This window comes from Lysinibacillus sp. NPDC093692 (genome assembly GCF_050280125.1).
GTDB lineage: Bacteria > Bacillota > Bacilli > Bacillales_A > Planococcaceae > Lysinibacillus.
Window position 1 is genome coordinate 11,937 of record NZ_JBNNUW010000035.1, and the last position, 17,210, is coordinate 29,146.

Below are 17,210 nucleotides of genomic sequence, written 5' to 3' on the forward strand. Positions count from 1 at the left end.
GCAAATATATGTACATTGTTAGAATATTTAGTAGAGTGAAACGTTATGTGCATGATAAAATAACTGATAACTTTATTCAGTAGCAGGAAACTGTAAATGTATAAAGAAGAGAATGCATATAGTTTTAGAAAAAGTGAATAGTATTTGTAGGGGGAAGAAGGTTGAAGAAACAACTTTGGGTAATTTTGTCGCTAGTATCAGTAGTATTACTACTATCTGGTTGTACAGAATTCAATGAACCAATCTCCAAAGAAAGCACAGGCTTCTGGAATGAATTCATTGTTTGGCCATTAGTGTCAGCGATTAAATACTTTGCTGAAATGCTTGGTTCATATGCATGGGGGATTATTGTTGTAACGATTTTTATTCGTTTAGCCATTCTTCCATTGATGATTAAACAAACAAAGAGCTCTAAAAAAATGCAAGAAATTCAGCCAAAACTGAAGGAATTACAAAAGAAGTATGCTTCTAAGGATGCACAGACACAGCAACAGTATCAACAAGAGATGATGAAGCTTATGAGTGAGTCTGGTGTCAATCCACTTGCTGGATGTTTACCTGTACTCATTCAAATGCCAATTTTAATGGGTTTCTACCATGCGATTAGTCGTATGAATGCTACAGCTGCTTTCGATTTAGGGAATTTCTTTATTTTCCCGTTAGCAGAACCTGCACCGGCATTAGCAATTATAGCTGGTTTAATGCAATTTGTTGTTTTACGTACGGGCCCGGCGATGGATAACCCTCAAATGAAAATAATGATGTACATTATGCCATTTATGATTATTGGTTTCGGTATGGCATTACCAGCAGCATTATCACTATACTGGGTAATCGGTAACATTATTTCGATTGCTCAAAACCTGTTTATTTATAAACCTTGGAAAAAAGATAAAACACAACCTGCTCAAAATGGAGGGGCTAAAAAGTGAAACAACTTACGCAAATAGGCGCAACAACACAAGAAGCGATCTCATTAGCGTTACAGAAACTTGGAAAAACCCGTGAACAAGTAGATGTTGAAGTTTTACAAGAAGGTAAAAAAGGATTTTTAGGTTTTGGGGCACGATCTGCAGAAGTTCGTGTAACAGTAAAGGAAGTACAGGTTCGGCCAACGATTGAGGCGGAAAAAGCTGAACAGCAAAATACGAATCAATTTGTCGAATCAACAGTAATAGATGATGTTGAAACAATAAGTTCACAAGTTTCTGAACAACTAAGTGATATCGAAGCGGTTCAACAAGTCGTAGAGGAACAAAAAGAGGGAGAAGATACCTCGATAAACCCAATTGAAGATGCAAAGTCTTATTTAGTAAACATTGCAGAACAATTGGATATTCATGATCTTGAAATTGAAACGACACGTGAAGGGAAATATGTATTATTTCAGCTGAAAAGCGAGAAAGCTGCACTGCTTATAGGGAAACGTGGTCAAACATTAAATTCCTTGCAGCAATTAACACATCTTGTGTTAAATAAAAGTGCCAAGCAGTTCTTAATGGTGAAATTAGACGTAGAAAACTATCGTGAACGTCGTCAAGAAGCATTGGAGTTACTGGCAGATCGTATGGCGGATAAAGCACTTCGCTTAAATCAGCGTGTAACGTTTGAGCCAATGCAGTCGTACGAAAGAAAAGTTATTCATAATCAATTGGCAAATCGCCTTGATATTGAAACATACTCAGAAGGAACGGAGCCTAATCGTTATTTAGTCATTGAGCCTGTAAAAAACGACTAAGCTTCGTAAAAACATACAGACAAAGCTAAAGTCATTTTATCGTCCTGATAAAATGACTTTTTTATGTTGTTGAAAAACAAGATGGCATAGGGAATCTTTATGAATGTAGTGGTGCCTCATGGTGAGGGTGATTTCCGTTCCAGGCTACCCGCTTTCCTGTGGGCGAGCGTCAAGCCGCTTCCTCCACTAAAGGAACGAAGGATAAATGCGTCACGTCCTGTGACAACGCCTTCGTGACCAACATCATGTTGGCCTCAGGGTCTCGCCTGTCTCACATTCCCACGGGAGTCGAGTAGCCTTCCACTCCAATAGAACTTGTATAATTTTTATTCAATTCAAAAGTGAACACTATATCTATTTACCGTAATCGAAAAAAAGACTTATATCAGTGACACAATTTTACGCCAGTATTGTTGCTTACTTTTCGCTTTCGCACAGATTAACATTGTTGAAGTTTTCGTTTTATCTCTAAAAATTATGCGTGACATGCCAGAAGATATATTTCAAGAGAAGTAGTTGATTGGAGTGGAGACTGAGCGACTACTTGGGGATCAGCGTCACAGATGAGACCCTGGAGCGAGCAACGCGAGTGAAGCGGCTCATCGGACGCCCTCAGGAAAGCGCTCAGTCGGAACGGAAATCAACCCCTCTTTTGCCGAAGAGCATACTTTATTCATTGGCAAAAGAGTTTTTTTATGATCTAGAATTAACGCTCTGGCATTTGCAACCTTTGTCGAAATACGTGCTATAATGTAGAACTTTCTGATTATCCACAATTGGAAATTATCCTTACTTTAGATTTTACAGAAAATATGTTAGTCTAAGGTGTTAGTAAGTATTGGTCGGTTTTTATTTATCCACATGTGGATAACGTTAAGGAGGTCATTAAATGGAGTTCGATACAATTGCTGCGATATCCACACCTATGGGTGAAGGCGCTATTGCTATTGTTCGTTTAAGTGGGGACGAAGCAGTCGCAATTGCAGATAAAATATTCAGATCACCTGGTGGAAAAAGTTTAACAACTAAGGCTTCACATACAATTCATTATGGACATTTGGTCGATCCAAAAACGAATGAGGTTGTAGAGGAAGTAATGCTGTCATTAATGCGCGGACCTAAAACATTCACTCGTGAGGATGTAATAGAAATAAACTGTCACGGTGGACTTGTTTCGGTAAACCGTGTATTAAAGCTAGTATTAACTAATGGAGCAAGACTAGCAGAGCCAGGTGAATTTACAAAACGTGCATTTTTAAATGGACGTATCGATTTATCACAAGCAGAAGCAGTCATGGATTTAATAAGAGCGAAAACTGATAGAGCGATGAATGTAGCGTTAGGACAAATGGATGGCAAATTATCGCGTTTAATTGGTGACTTACGCCAAGCATTACTAGAGACATTAGCGCAAGTTGAGGTTAATATAGATTATCCGGAGTATGATGATGTAGAAGAAATGACAGTACCAGTATTAGTAGAAAAATGTACATGGGTACGAAATGAAATTAGTAAACTTTTGCAAACATCTTCTCAGGGAAAAATATTACGAGAGGGTCTATCAACTGTTATTTTAGGTCGCCCAAACGTTGGGAAATCTTCTCTTTTAAATAGTTTAGTACAGGAGAATAAGGCTATTGTGACAGATATAGCAGGGACAACTCGTGATATTATAGAAGAGTACGTGAATGTACGTGGTGTTCCGCTTCGTTTAGTCGATACAGCTGGTATTCGAGAAACAGAGGATATCGTTGAACGAATTGGTGTTGAACGTTCACGTGAGGCGTTGCGTGGAGCAGATTTAATTTTATTTGTTTTAAACTACGCAGAAGAATTGACTGCCGAGGATGAGCGTCTATTCGAAACGATTAAAGCGATGGATTACATCGTTATCGTTAATAAAACAGATCTACCGCAAAAAATTGATTTAGCACAAGTCAAAGAGCTAGCAGGCAACCGTCGCGTTGTGACAACTTCTCTTTTACAAGAAGAGGGTATCGCAGAACTAGAGGAAGCGATTGCCGCGTTATTCTTTGAAGGGCAAATTGAAGCGGGCGATTTAACATATGTTTCAAATGCAAGACATATTGCATTACTTCATCAAGCACAAGCAACAGTCGAGGATGCATTAGCTGCAGCACAAGCTGGTGTACCTGTTGATATGGTGCAAATAGATGTAACAAGAACATGGGAATTACTTGGTGAAATTATAGGTGACACAGTACAGGAAAGCCTAATTAATCAGTTATTTTCACAGTTCTGCTTAGGAAAATAATTTTATTAAAGAAAGGAAGATACGAGCTATGCCAACAAAATATGAGGCAGGCACGTTTGATGTTATCGTAATTGGCGCAGGTCACGCAGGTTCTGAAGCTGCATACGCCGCAGCCAAAATGGGTGCTAACACACTGATGTTAACAATCAATTTAGATATGATTGCATTTATGCCATGCAATCCTTCCATTGGTGGTCCTGCCAAAGGAATCGTAGTACGAGAAATTGACGCATTAGGTGGCGTCATGGGGAAAGTTATTGATAAAACGCATATTCAAATGCGTATGTTAAATACAGGGAAAGGTCCTGCTGTGCGTGCATTACGTGCGCAAGCGGACAAAGTTTTATACCAACAAGAAATGAAACGCGTGTTGGAGGAAACTGAAAACTTAATAATGCACCAAGGTATGGTGGAAGAATTAATTATCGAAGACGAGGAAGTAAAAGGTGTTATTACACAAATCGGTGCTATTTACCGCGCTAAAACAGTTGTTATCACAACAGGTACATTCCTTCGCGGTGAAATCATTATTGGAGACATAAAGTATTCAAGTGGTCCTAATAACCAACAACCGTCTATTCGTTTAGCAGATAACTTAAAAGAGATTGGCTTTGACCTTGTGCGTTTTAAAACAGGTACACCACCACGAGTGAATAGCCGTACAATTGATTATGATAAAACTGAGATTCAACCAGGGGATGAAGTTCCACGTGCATTTAGCTTTGAAACAACTGAATTCATCATGGATCAACTACCTTGCTGGCTGACTTATACAAGCCTAGAGACACATGAAATTATCGAGGCAAACTTACACCTTTCACCGATGTACTCAGGGATGATTAAAGGTACGGGTCCTCGTTATTGTCCTTCTATTGAAGACAAAGTTGTGCGATTTAACGATAAACCGCGCCACCAAATTTTCTTAGAGCCAGAAGGTCGCGATACACGTGAAGTGTATGTACAAGGTTTATCAACTAGCTTACCAGAGCATGTACAAACACGTTTACTAAAATCAATCCCAGGCTTAGAAAAAGCAGAAATGATGCGTGCTGGCTATGCTATTGAGTACGATGCAATCGTGCCAACACAATTATGGCCAACGTTAGAAACAAAACGCATTACAGGCTTATATACTGCTGGTCAAATCAATGGTACATCAGGTTACGAGGAAGCGGCAGCTCAAGGCTTAATGGCTGGGATGAATGCTGCTGCTAATGCGCTTGGAAAAGAAGAATTAATCTTAGGTCGTTCAGATGCTTATATTGGCGTATTAATTGATGATCTAGTAACAAAGGGAACAAATGAACCGTATCGCTTACTAACATCTCGTGCGGAATATCGTTTACTACTTCGTCATGATAACGCTGATTTACGTTTGGTAGAGCAAGGGTTTAATATGGGAATGATTACTGAGGAAAGATATGCAAAATTCAATGAGAAAAAAGAGCTGATTGATAACGAAATTACACGTCTTCGTGAAGTTATTATTAAACCAAATGAAACAACACAAGCTGTTATTCGCTCTGTAGGTGGCAGTGAACTAAAAGACGGTATTCGTGGAGCAGATTTATTAAAACGTACAGAAATGAATTATGGTTTAATTTCTTCATTAATTCCAGCCGACATAGAGTTTTCGGATGAAGTGAAGGAACAAATTGAAATTCAGCTTAAATATGAAGGCTATATTGAAAAAGCATTACAACAAGTTGAAAAGCTTCATAAAATGGAGAATAAAAAAATCCCTGAAAATATTGATTATGATGCTATTTCAGGTCTAGCAACAGAAGCTCGACAAAAATTAAAACAAGTTACACCACTTTCCATTGCCCAAGCATCGCGAATCTCCGGTGTAAACCCAGCAGATATTTCAATATTACTTGTGTATATTGAGCAAGGTAAAATCGCACGCGTCAGCGGCGAATAATTAAGAACAGTAAAGTGAATAAGAGGCGGGCATACCTTTGTGCCCGCTTCCTATTTTTAACTTCTTTCAGCATTCATCTCTCATCTCCATAGGTGGTGAGATGAATGCGGTTTTAAGTCACTATTTCAGGGGTTTCCAAATATCCTCAGAAATAGAGGAACTCAGTCTAAGAACGCCACGTCCTATGGCATTACCGAAATGACCGACATCGTGTTGGCCCTCGTGATGTTGTTGCTGTCGCTTCGCTTTCGCACAGACAAAAACATGTTGCTGTCGCTTCGCTTTCGCACAAAAAACATCTGCAGGCCTAAGCACAAAGCCGATTCAGGACGCAATTATGCCGAGGCATAGTTGATGGCTATGCTATTTTTTCATAGTTGATTTTAAGAGCGAGCGAATACATGCTTACAAGTCAATGTAAGGATAGTAAAGCCATATAGAAAAAGGAGACTTTACATGAACGAACAACAATTTATCGAGGCTTTAAAGAAAAAGGGCATCGAACTCTCTGAAAAGCAGATTGCTCAATTCAAAAAATATTTTGAGTTACTTGTTGAGTGGAATGAAAAGATGAACTTAACAGCTATTACCGATTTAGAAGGTGTTTATTTAAAACATTTTTATGATTCGATTAGTGCCTCTTTCTATTTTGATTTTTCAAAAGTAACAACAGTTTGTGATGTAGGAGCAGGTGCTGGTTTCCCTAGTATTCCAATTAAAATCTGTTTCCCACATTTACATGTCACAATTGTCGATTCTTTAAATAAAAGAATTACATTTTTAAATCATTTAAGTGAGGAGTTACAATTAGAGAATATGAATTTTGTACATGCACGTGCAGAGGAATTTGCTCAAAATGCGAAATATCGTGAACAGTTTGATGTTGTAACAGCTCGTGCAGTAGCCCGCTTATCGGTTTTATCAGAGTTATGTGTACCACTAGCGAAACAAGGTGGTTATTTTGTTGCTTTAAAAGCAGCAGCTGGTGCGGAAGAATTAAAAGATGCCAAAAAAGCATTGACTACATTAGGGGTTGCACTAAAAGAAGAGTTTTCTTTCCATCTACCTGTTGAAGAAAGTGACCGCATGTTATATATCTTTGATAAAATAAAAGGAACACCAAAAAAATATCCGCGTAAACCAGGTGTACCAAATAAATCACCGATTCAATAATTAGTGTTTCATGTGAAACTTCTCAAAGTAGAAAATATTTTTTCTATTTTGAGCATACATACTAGTTATGGATGGTTCACGCAAATGACATCTACGAACTATATACATTTTAAGAAATATAATAAATAATAATAGAATAAAACAGAGCAAGATAGTTACTAAAAGGTGGTGCCACTTGGATGAAAAGTCCTTTTTCACGTTTTTTTGGAGGCGGAAATAAAACTGAGCCTATTGTGAAAAATGAAGTAGAACAAGCAGAGACGGTTCATGCAGCGGAAGAGGTTATAAAGCTGCCGATTGATCAAATTGTGCCTAACCGTTTTCAGCCACGTACTATTTTTGATGATGAAAAAATTGAAGAGTTATCAAGAACCATTCATACGCATGGTGTAATTCAGCCAATTGTTGTACGTAAAACAGCAGAAAAACAATATGAAATTATTGCTGGTGAGCGTCGTTATCGAGCAATGAAAAAGCTACAATGGACAGAAGTTCCGGCAATTATAAGAAATTTAACTGATAAGGAAACAGCCTCTATCGCGTTAATTGAGAACTTACAGCGTGAGGAGTTAACAGCAATTGAAGAAGCTGTTGCCTATCAAAAATTATTGGAGCTTCATGAGCTGACACAAGAAGCTCTAGCCCAACGACTTGGAAAAGGACAATCCACGGTAGCCAATAAATTGCGTTTATTAAAGCTTCCTGAGGAAGTACAGCATGCTATTTTAAAACGTGAAATCTCTGAACGACATGCACGTGCTTTAATTGCAATTAAAGATCAGCCACTACAGCTAGAAGTTTTACAACAAACGATTGAAAATGATTGGAATGTTCGTCAGTTAGAAGAGCAAATTTATTCTTTATTGCATCCAGAGTTGGAAGTACAAGAAGAAGCAGAGCCGAAGAAAGTAAAGCCGAAGCGTAAGGCCATTAGTAAAGACGTACGTATTGCTTTAAACACGATTAAACAGTCGTTATCAATGGTAACAAAGAGCGGTATTACAGTTAAGACTGAAGAAGAAGATACAGAGGAATATTATCAAATTACAGTGAAAATCCCTAAAAAGAAAAAGTCTTAAGTCGTGATTGAAGTTTTATTAAAAAAATAAAAAAATGACTTTTATGACATCATCAAAATTGAGGATGTCATCTGTATAGCGTATATCATATATATAAGTTGATTAGAGTAGGGGCTTGGGCCACCACTCCTTGTGGGCTCAGGACGCCCCCGAGAAAGCGTTGAGCCGGAACGGAAATCAACCCAACGTTATGATGATAAGTCGCTTTTATATCTCTGTACGGAGGAGACATCTTAGTAATATTTCTGAGATGTCTCCTTTTTTGCATATATTCTTAATATTTTATACAACTCTGTTCTGTTTTTTTGATAGAATGAAAGTAAGATAGACGTATAGAATAGTGATTTTACAAATGATTTGTCAAAGTGGACTTTGATAGATGAAAGCAGGTGCTTTTAAATGGGTAGAATTATAGCAATCGCCAATCAAAAAGGTGGCGTAGGAAAAACAACGACATCGGTCAATTTGAGCGCTTGTCTAGCATATTTAGGGAAGAAAGTGCTCTTAATCGATACTGATCCACAAGGAAATACAACAAGTGGACTTGGTATTAATAAGGGAGAGCTCCACGGCTGTATTTATGATGTGTTAATTGATGATGAAAAAGTTGAAAACGTCATTCAACAAACAAATGTCGAAAACTTAGCAATCATTCCGGCGACCATTTCATTAGCAGGAGCAGAAATTGAATTAGTTTCGACTATTTCCAGAGAAGTACGTTTAAAGCATGCCCTTCAAGATGTAAAAGAAGACTATGATTATATTATTATCGATTGTCCACCTTCGTTAGGGCTACTAACAATTAATGCTTTAACGGCTTCGGATGCACTCATTATTCCTGTACAATGCGAATATTACGCATTAGAGGGATTAAGCCAGTTGTTATCAACTGTCCGTTTAGTGCAAAAACATTTAAATCAGCAATTATACATTGACGGTGTATTATTGACGATGCTTGATGCACGAACAAACCTTGGCTTACAAGTTATTGATGAAGTGAAAAAATATTTCCAAGAAAAAGTATATAAAACAATTATTCCTCGTAATGTGCGATTAAGTGAGGCTCCAAGCCATGGACAGCCAATTATCACTTATGACGCAAAATCAAGAGGTGCAGAAGTGTATTTAGAGATGGCGAGGGAAGTGATTAAAAATGGCTAAAGGTTTAGGAAAAGGCATAAGTGCACTATTTCCTGGGGAGTCTTTAGAACAAAGTGGGCAAGTGGAAGAGATACAATTAGAACTTATCGTCGCAAACCCATTTCAGCCACGTAAAATATTCGATGAAGAAACTTTACAAGAATTAGCTGACTCTATACAGGAACATGGCATTTTACAGCCTATTGCCGTACGTAAAAAGGGACGTAAATATGAAATCGTAGCGGGGGAACGCCGTTATAGAGCAACTCAATTAGCAGGGTTAAAGGTTATTCCAGCTATTATAAAAGAGCTAACAGATACGCAAATGATGGAGTTAGCTATTTTAGAAAATCTGCAGCGTGAAGATCTGACAGTTATTGAAGAGGCTGAGGCATACCAAAGCTTAATGGAAAACTTACATTTAACACAAGAGGAGTTATCCAAACGATTAGGGAAGAGCAGACCGCATATTGCCAATCACGTTCGTTTACTTGCATTACCAGAGGATGTTCGTAAGTTTATGAACGATGGGACATTATCGATGGGACAAGGACGAGCATTACTTGGATTGAAAAATAAAAGAAGAATATCAGAAGTGGCTAATAAGGTCATTAAACAAGGCTTAAATGTGCGACAAGTTGAAATGTTAGTACACAACTTAAATGAAGAAGTTTCACGTGAAACAACCCAGCCGAAGAAAAAGGATATATTTGTTGCAGCTAAGGAATCACAGTTACGTGATTATTTTGGAACAAATGTACAAATTAGAAAAGCTAATAATAAAGGGAAAATTGAAATTGAATTTTACTCTGAAGATGATTTAGAACGCATTTTAGAAATACTAAATTTACAAGAAGAGTAAGAGAAATATAGATGATAACGTAATCAGAGCGCCAAACTACAAGGCGCTCTCTATTTATCTAGAGAGAAGGAAGGTAGGGACGTGGTATTACTAGGGGCATTCATTAACGCGCTGCTCATTATGGTAGGAGCATTGGTAGGACGCATTTTTAAAAATATACCAGAATCGATGAAGTCTACTGTATTATCGATTATTGGTTTAGCAGTTGCACTTTTAGGGATTAAAATGGGCTTTGAAAGTGATAATTTTATTATTCTAATGATAAGTTTAGTGGTCGGTACAGTAATTGGTGAGTGGTTAGATTTAGATAAGCAAATGAATAGACTTGGACAATGGGTAGAATCTTTATTCAGTAAAAAACGTACTGATAATAATCAAATTAGTATAGCAGAAGGCTTTGTAACAGCTTCTTTAATCTTTCTAGTCGGCTCTATGGGCGTCATTGGTGCACTCGATAGTGGTCTGCGTAATGATCATAATGTACTGATTACAAAAGGATTAATCGATGGATTTATATCGATCATCTTAACATCTACATTAGGTATTGGCGTGCTATTATCTGCATTACCTGTATTCGTCTATCAAGGATTAATTGCACTTTTTGCTGGTGTTATCAGCTCTTTTATACCAGATGCTGCACTACAAATGTTTATTCATGAAATGACTGCTGTAGGCGGTGTAATGATTTTCGCCATTGGTTTAAATATAGCAGGTTTAACTAAAATCAAGGCTGCTAACTTGTTGCCAGGTATCGTTGTTGTCGGTATTGTGGTTGCTATCTTCTATATTTTTCAGTGAGTAACGATGTGCAGCGAGCAATAGAGCTCTTGAAAGTTTTTCAGCCATTGCATAGGAAATATGAAGTCTTGTATTTTGTAAAACAAGCATTTCCATAAAGCCTCCAACATTGACGATTCCCTTAATGGAAATGTCACCGATTGGAGGTAATTGTTTTTTTACAGCTTTTCCCGGGAAAATAGGTCCGTTTTGTACAGAAATATGTCCAACATTTTGTTCACTTCCGAGACATGCATCAATCGCAATAATGAAAGGTTTTATAGTATGATTGTGTAGCTGTTGCATAGTAGTGTCTAAATTAAGAGCGTGCAAAGGACTGTCTAAAGAGCCTACAATCTCATATGGAAAACTAACAGACTTTTTGAGGAAGCTACCTGTTAACGGCCCAAGCGTATCACCTGTACAACGGTCACTTCCAATACAACAGAAAATAAGGCGTTCATGATGAAAAGGTATATGTTCTAAAAATAATGTACTTAATTGCCAAACGATATTTTTACTTTCATGATGAAGAGAATAAGGGAGTAACAATTTTGGTATAGTATTCATAAAAAAACTCGCTTTCCTTTTTATTTTTAAGAAGTGCTCGATTTTTATGCAGTATACGCAAATTTTTAACAAGTTATTCAAGAGGTGGTAATAATGGATTGGTTTAGTGAAAGGGTATTAAGTAACTTATGGGATAAGCTGATGTCGGAGAAGCTTTGGGAAACGATAATGACTGCTTCAATTAAGATAACGGTTATTTTGATCGCATCTTGGTTAGCCGTTCGATTAGGTAAAAAATTTATTAAAAAAGTGTTTTTAATGCGTATGCGTTCGCCTTTAGATCATTCAGAACGTCGCCAAACAACAATTTCAAGATTATTACAAAGTGTCATTTCCTATGCTGTTTATTTTTCAGCAATCATTGCTATCCTCTCTATATTAGAGATTAAGATAGCAGGGTTATTGGCAGGAGCAGGGATTGTCGGTTTAGCTATTGGTTTTGGTGCGCAGAGCTTAGTAAAGGACGTCATTACTGGATTCTTTATTATTTTTGAAGATCAATTTGGTGTTGGCGATTATATAAAAATCAATACTGCTGAAGGAACTGTTGTAGAGATAGGCTTACGTACGACAAAGATTAATGGTTCTACAGGAGAGCAGTTTATTATTCCGAATGGTTCAATTGGTGATGTTGTCAATTACTCTGTCAATAACTCTAAAATTTATATAGATTTACAAATGACGACCGATGCCGATTTTGAAAGAGCTGAATCTATTATTAAAAAGTATTTAAATTCTTTACCTGAAATTCATAAGGAACTTGTAGCAGTACCTGTCTTTTTAGGTGTACAAAATGTTAAGGGTACAGAAGTAACGATTCGTATAGCCGCTGAAACATTACCACAACAACAACATGGAGTGGCTCGTACTATTCGTCGTGATGTTACAAAACTCTTTGAAGAAAATAATATACCAATGGCTCATCCGAAAATGATGTTCTATGGTGTGAATGGAAATGAAGAGGGGAGAAGTGAGTAATATGGACGCAAAGAAATTTGGTTTAAATGATATTGTTGAAATGAAAAAGCAGCATCCATGTGGCACAAATAAGTGGAAGATTATTCGGATGGGGGCGGATGTACGCATTAAATGTGAAGGCTGTCAGCATAGCGTCATGATTCCACGCCGCGAATTTGAGAAAAAAATGAAGAAGGTTTTAATTTCCGCTAGTGAAGACTAGTTTGATGTGTATTAGACTTTTTATGAGTGAATCAATATAATAGATAGGGTTATACAGTGATTCATCAGTGAGGACTTCTGTAACCTCACAGTATCCGTTAGTACGGGAGATAAGAGTAAATTTGAACAGATCAAAGAAAGGTTGTGTCCATTCATGGCATTAACAGCTGGAATCGTTGGTTTACCTAACGTCGGAAAATCAACATTATTTAACGCAATTACAAAAGCGGGCGCATTGGCTGCAAACTATCCATTCGCAACAATCGATCCGAACGTCGGTATTGTTGAAGTACCAGATGCACGTTTAGATAAACTAACAGAATTAGTAACACCTAAAAAAACAGTACCAACAGCATTTGAGTTCACAGATATTGCTGGGATCGTAAAAGGCGCTTCAAAGGGTGAAGGGTTAGGGAACAAATTCCTTGCTCATATTCGTGAAGTAGATGCAATTTGCCAAGTTGTACGTTGCTTTGTTGATGAAAATATTACGCACGTATCAGGTGGAGTAGATCCGATTGACGATATCGAGGTCATTAATTTAGAGCTTGCACTTGCTGATTTAGAATCTGTTGATAAGCGATTACAACGTGTTGGCAAAATGGCAAAGCAAAAAGACAAAGAAGCAATGATCGAAGAACCAATTCTTGTAAAAGTTAAAGAACAATTGGAAAACGGTCGACCAGCACGCGCTGCAGAGCTTTCAGAAGACGAGCTAAAGGTTATTAAAGGACTTCATCTTTTAACAATTAAACCTATGCTTTATGTGGCAAACGTTTCAGAAGATGAAGTTGCTGACGCAGATAATAACGAATATGTGCAAAAGGTACGTGAGTATGCAGCTGCTGAAGGAGCTCAAGTTATCACAATTTGTGCAAAAATCGAGGAAGAAATTTCTGAGCTTGATGATGAAGAAAAAGCAATGTTCTTAGAAGAACTAGGCATTAAAGAATCTGGTTTAGACCAATTAATCCGTACTTCATATGATTTACTAGGACTAGCAACTTACTTCACTGCTGGGGTACAAGAGGTACGTGCATGGACGTTCCGTAAAGGTATGAAGGCACCACAATGTGCTGGAGTCATTCATACAGACTTTGAACGTGGATTTATTCGTGCAGAAACAGTTGCTTTCGATGATTTAGTAGAAGCTGGTTCTCAACCTGCTGCTAAAGAAGCTGGTAAAGTACGTCTTGAAGGTAAAGAGTATGTTGTACAAGACGGCGATATTATGTTATTCCGTTTCAATGTGTAAAAAACGAACAGGGGCAATCTTTCAATAGATTGCCTTTTTTGTATATATTTTTATCTGAATTTTCAATCTGGAGGATTAGTATGAACATATTACAAATAAAAGATCGTGGTTTAGAAATTGAAGAGCTAGGTAGATTACCAAAAGATATAAAGGAGCTTATTTATGAGCAGCAATTGTTTAAGCTATTCACAGCAAAGGAATTAGGCGGTAAAGATTTAGAGCTACTAGAGGGCATTAAAGTATTCCAGCAGATGTCTGCACTTGATGGCAACTTTGGGTGGCTTATTACAATAGGGACAGGGGGTAACGCGTTTATTCCAACATGGAACAAAGAGGTTTGTGAAAAAATATTTTCACCAAGAAATGCAGTCATAGCAGGCAGCGGCTATCCTTCGGGCATAGCGGTAAAAATAGATGGGGGCTACCGTGTAACAGGTCAATGGAAGTATTGTAGTGGAGCAGATTATGCTACAACTTTTACGATGAATTGCTTTGTCGAGAATGAAGGTATTAGAACTGATAAAATAATTAGTTGCTCAGTAAATTGTGATCAAGTAGAGGTTCTTAATGATTGGCGAGCAATGGGCTTAAAAGCGACAGCTAGCCATACGATTCGTGTGCAAGATGTTTGGGTACCTGAAGAGGAAACATTCCAATTGGGCATAATTAAAAACAAGTATGGAAGTGCAGTACATAGTTTTCCGTTTGGTGCATTTGCAGAAGCTTCATTTGTAAGTGTTTGTCTTGGAATAACAGAAAATTTCTTAGAAGAGGCGTCTGTTTTAGTAAAGCAAAGAAAGCATGATCCAAGCCGTACCGAACATATGGGTGCCATACAATTTTTATTGATGCAGCAACAGAAAAACTTTAAACAGTTTGAAGAGCGATATTATTTAATGTTGAATGAATACTGGCAAAAACATAAAGAAGGTCATGAATTGACTGAAGAAGAGCTACAACAATTTTCACGAATAAGTAAAGATACTGCAGTGGCTTGCGTAGACATTGCCAATAGCTTAATACGTAGGCTTGGCATGGATGCAATTACGGAGACATCTTCAATTAATCGTATTTGGAGAAATTTATATACAGCTGCACAGCATAGTTTTTTAACGCGATAAATTTGTGTGAAAAAATTAGAATCTGCTTGGAGACAAGCAGATTCTATATGTAACGTGACTCTTAGCAAAGTTATTTCATTTCCTCGGGCATATATACATAAAGCTTAGGTAGATGAGGATCATCCTGTATTAACGCGTTCTTTGGGTATTTGCGCAATTCTTTATACATGGAAAAATCACCTACTGCTCCAGCGATTAAAAAGGCTCCCACTAACACTAAAACAGTACTATTAAAATAAAAACCAGCAATTGTAGGGAGAACGCCAGTTGTCCAGAATGGGAGTAATAAAGCTTTTTTCATTGCATGATTCGGTAACGGTTGTTCAGTTGTTGCGTACGCTATGCCAAGCTCTAAATTCAGGCCATATTTTAACGATTTAAAGGGTGCGCCTCCAAAGAGCATAAAGCCAATTAAATGAAAGGCTTCATGTAAGACAATGAAAATAATATATAGAATAATAAAAAGGATAGATCCAAGTATCATATGCCAAAATGAAAAATCAAAATTTTTAAAGCAAATATATTGAATAGCTACAAATAATATGGCAAGGCCACTTGTGACAACAATATTGTCCATCATTAGTTTTTTTATATCCAACTCTATTACGATTGGTTCTTTATCTAGTAGCATGAAGATCCTCCGTTCATTCATGAATTAAGTTCATTATATAGAAAGAATTGCTTAGTTGCGACTTGAAAGACATGTATCTATATGTTACAATTCATTGATGTGAGTAATAATTATTACTTGCTCCTTGCTCCCTGTATACAGGAGAGCCTAAGTCCATAAGGAGGTGTAAACAGATGAGAAAATACGAATTAATGTACATCGTACGTCCGAACATTGAAGACGAAGCGAAGAAAGCTTTAGTTGAACGTTTCAACGAAATCTTAACTTCTAACGGTGCAGAAGTCATCGAATCAAAAGAGTGGGGCAAACGCCGCTTAGCTTATGAAATTCAAGACTTCCGCGAAGGTTTCTACCAAATCGTTAAAGTAAACGCTACTTCAGATGCAATTAACGAATACACACGTCTTGCTAACATTAGCGAAGATATCATTCGTCACATTGCGGTTCGCCAAGAAGCATAATCATTTATTTTTAACAAAATGCTGAAAAAAGGAGGTTGCATTTCTGATGATAAACCGTGTCGTATTAGTTGGAAGACTAACAAAAGATCCTGAGCTACGCTATACGCCTAATGGTGTTGCGTCTACAAGATTTACAGTTGCTGTAAATCGAACATTCTCAAACCAACAAGGTGACCGCGAAGCTGATTTCATTAGCTGTGTTGCTTGGCGCAAACAGGCTGAAAACCTAGCGAACTTCATGCGAAAAGGAAGTTTAATTGGAGTGGAAGGCCGTATTCAAACAGGCAGTTATGAAGGACAAGATGGTAAGCGAGTATACACAACAGATGTAGTGGCCGATAGCGTACAGTTTTTAGAACCTCGTAATGGTGGCGGTGCTCCTGCATCTCCTCAATATGGTGGTGGACAGACTTACGGTAATAACCAACCGTCATATGGCGGTGGTCAACCACAACAACAGTTTGGTGGTGCTATGCCAGGACAGGGTTCATTTGGAGGCGATGCTTATCAGCAAAATCAACCACCTGTGAATCAGCCGAATTATACACGTGTAGATGAGGATCCATTTGCTAATAGCAAAGGACCGATAGAAGTATCTGAGGACGATTTACCGTTCTAACACTTCTAAAATAAAAAATGATAAGGAGGAGACACACTATGGCACCACGTCGCGGAGGCCGCAAACGCCGTAAAGTTTGCTACTTCACTGCTAATAACATTACGAATATCGACTATAAAGATGTGGATTTATTAAAAAAATTCATCTCTGAACGCGGTAAAATTTTACCACGTCGCGTAACTGGCACTAGCGCTAAGTACCAACGTAAATTAACTTCTGCTATTAAAGTATCTCGTATTATGGGATTACTTCCATTCGTTGCTGAAGATAAATAAAATTTATTTATTAATAAAAGCACAACAAGGTTATCATTGAACTGAACCCCGAATAGTGGACACTTTAAAAAGTGACCCTATTCGGGGTTTTTTGTTCATTTCACAAAAAAATCTCGTTATACTAAATATAC

Annotated in this window: 18 protein-coding genes; 16 read left to right on the plus strand and 2 right to left on the minus strand. The window is 37.6% G+C overall.

The features are described 5' to 3' along the window. Nucleotides 1-161 precede the first annotated feature (161 nt). The 9 genes from yidC (at nt 162) to ACQKN4_RS23635 (ending at nt 10,989) form a co-directional block, all read left to right on the plus strand. Nucleotides 162-932, plus strand: coding sequence for a membrane protein insertase YidC (gene yidC / locus ACQKN4_RS23595; protein WP_079563354.1), 771 nt, complete (start codon nt 162-164; stop codon nt 930-932). Continuing rightward, complete coding sequence (jag, locus tag ACQKN4_RS23600; protein WP_079563355.1) at nt 929-1,738, plus strand: RNA-binding cell elongation regulator Jag/EloR; 810 nt, start codon at nt 929-931, stop codon at nt 1,736-1,738. The genes yidC and jag overlap by 4 nt, the downstream gene beginning before the upstream one ends. An 889-nt stretch (nt 1,739-2,627) precedes the next feature. Next, nucleotides 2,628-4,013: a tRNA uridine-5-carboxymethylaminomethyl(34) synthesis GTPase MnmE gene (gene mnmE / locus ACQKN4_RS23605; RefSeq protein WP_427484992.1), complete on the plus strand. Its 1,386-nt coding sequence runs from the start codon at nt 2,628-2,630 to the stop codon at nt 4,011-4,013. Nucleotides 4,014-4,041: 28 nt separating this feature from the next. Beyond that, nucleotides 4,042-5,937, plus strand: coding sequence for a tRNA uridine-5-carboxymethylaminomethyl(34) synthesis enzyme MnmG (gene mnmG, locus ACQKN4_RS23610; protein ID WP_427484993.1), 1,896 nt, complete (start codon nt 4,042-4,044; stop codon nt 5,935-5,937). Between the two features lie 456 nt (nt 5,938-6,393). After that, nucleotides 6,394-7,110, plus strand: a complete 717-nt coding sequence (gene rsmG / locus ACQKN4_RS23615; protein WP_427484994.1) for a 16S rRNA (guanine(527)-N(7))-methyltransferase RsmG — start codon at nt 6,394-6,396, stop codon at nt 7,108-7,110. 179 nt (nt 7,111-7,289) lie between these two features. Then, nucleotides 7,290-8,189 carry a nucleoid occlusion protein gene (gene noc / locus ACQKN4_RS23620; RefSeq protein WP_079563359.1) on the plus strand — a complete coding sequence of 300 codons (900 nt, stop codon included), beginning with the start codon at nt 7,290-7,292 and terminating at the stop codon, nt 8,187-8,189. Nucleotides 8,190-8,588: 399 nt separating this feature from the next. Further along, a complete protein-coding gene (locus tag ACQKN4_RS23625; RefSeq protein ID WP_427416089.1) occupies nt 8,589-9,350 on the plus strand; it encodes a ParA family protein in 762 nt (253 codons plus the stop codon). Next, on the plus strand, nt 9,343-10,191 hold the full coding sequence (locus ACQKN4_RS23630; RefSeq protein ID WP_079563361.1) for a ParB/RepB/Spo0J family partition protein: 849 nt from the start codon (nt 9,343-9,345) through the stop codon (nt 10,189-10,191). The genes ACQKN4_RS23625 and ACQKN4_RS23630 overlap by 8 nt, the downstream gene beginning before the upstream one ends. 81 nt (nt 10,192-10,272) lie before the next feature. Then, nucleotides 10,273-10,989, plus strand: a complete 717-nt coding sequence (locus tag ACQKN4_RS23635) for a DUF554 domain-containing protein (protein ID WP_079563362.1) — start codon at nt 10,273-10,275, stop codon at nt 10,987-10,989. Here ACQKN4_RS23635 and yyaC read toward each other — a convergent pair. Beyond that, nucleotides 10,906-11,538 carry a spore protease YyaC gene (yyaC, locus tag ACQKN4_RS23640; RefSeq protein WP_079563363.1) on the minus strand — a complete coding sequence of 211 codons (633 nt, stop codon included), beginning with the start codon at nt 11,536-11,538 and terminating at the stop codon, nt 10,906-10,908. The genes ACQKN4_RS23635 and yyaC overlap by 84 nt on opposite strands. A 93-nt stretch (nt 11,539-11,631) precedes the next feature. Here yyaC and ACQKN4_RS23645 point away from each other — a divergent pair, with 93 nt between their 5' ends. The 4 genes from ACQKN4_RS23645 to ACQKN4_RS23660 all read left to right on the plus strand — a co-directional run bounded on the left by ACQKN4_RS23645 (nt 11,632) and on the right by ACQKN4_RS23660 (nt 15,093). Beyond that, nucleotides 11,632-12,516 (plus strand): mechanosensitive ion channel family protein, encoded by an 885-nt coding sequence (locus tag ACQKN4_RS23645; protein WP_079563364.1) that lies wholly within the window; start codon nt 11,632-11,634, stop codon nt 12,514-12,516. Nucleotide 12,517: 1 nt separating this feature from the next. Beyond that, nucleotides 12,518-12,718, plus strand: coding sequence for a DUF951 domain-containing protein (locus ACQKN4_RS23650; protein WP_079563365.1), 201 nt, complete (start codon nt 12,518-12,520; stop codon nt 12,716-12,718). A gap of 153 nt (nt 12,719-12,871) precedes the next feature. Beyond that, nucleotides 12,872-13,972: a redox-regulated ATPase YchF gene (gene ychF / locus ACQKN4_RS23655; protein WP_068985809.1), complete on the plus strand. Its 1,101-nt coding sequence runs from the start codon at nt 12,872-12,874 to the stop codon at nt 13,970-13,972. An 80-nt stretch (nt 13,973-14,052) separates the two neighbouring features. Beyond that, entirely contained in the window at nt 14,053-15,093 is a 1,041-nt protein-coding gene (locus tag ACQKN4_RS23660) for an acyl-CoA dehydrogenase (RefSeq protein ID WP_427484995.1), read from the plus strand. A 70-nt stretch (nt 15,094-15,163) separates the two neighbouring features. On the opposite strand, the gene ACQKN4_RS23665 is transcribed toward ACQKN4_RS23660, so the two are convergent. After that, the gene (locus ACQKN4_RS23665) at nt 15,164-15,724 is read right to left on the minus strand and encodes a DUF3267 domain-containing protein (protein ID WP_427484996.1); all 561 of its coding nucleotides are present in this window, start codon (nt 15,722-15,724) and stop codon (nt 15,164-15,166) included. 173 nt (nt 15,725-15,897) lie between these two features. Here ACQKN4_RS23665 and rpsF point away from each other — a divergent pair, with 173 nt between their 5' ends. From rpsF to rpsR, 3 genes are read left to right on the plus strand one after another with little or no spacing between them, the layout of a single operon-like run. Next, complete coding sequence (gene rpsF / locus ACQKN4_RS23670; RefSeq protein WP_068985806.1) at nt 15,898-16,185, plus strand: 30S ribosomal protein S6; 288 nt, start codon at nt 15,898-15,900, stop codon at nt 16,183-16,185. Nucleotides 16,186-16,231: 46 nt separating this feature from the next. Further along, nucleotides 16,232-16,804, plus strand: coding sequence for a single-stranded DNA-binding protein (gene ssb / locus ACQKN4_RS23675; RefSeq protein ID WP_079563368.1), 573 nt, complete (start codon nt 16,232-16,234; stop codon nt 16,802-16,804). 38 nt (nt 16,805-16,842) lie between these two features. Then, nucleotides 16,843-17,079: a 30S ribosomal protein S18 gene (gene rpsR / locus ACQKN4_RS23680; protein WP_049662616.1), complete on the plus strand. Its 237-nt coding sequence runs from the start codon at nt 16,843-16,845 to the stop codon at nt 17,077-17,079. The last annotated feature ends 131 nt before the right edge of the window (nt 17,080-17,210 follow it).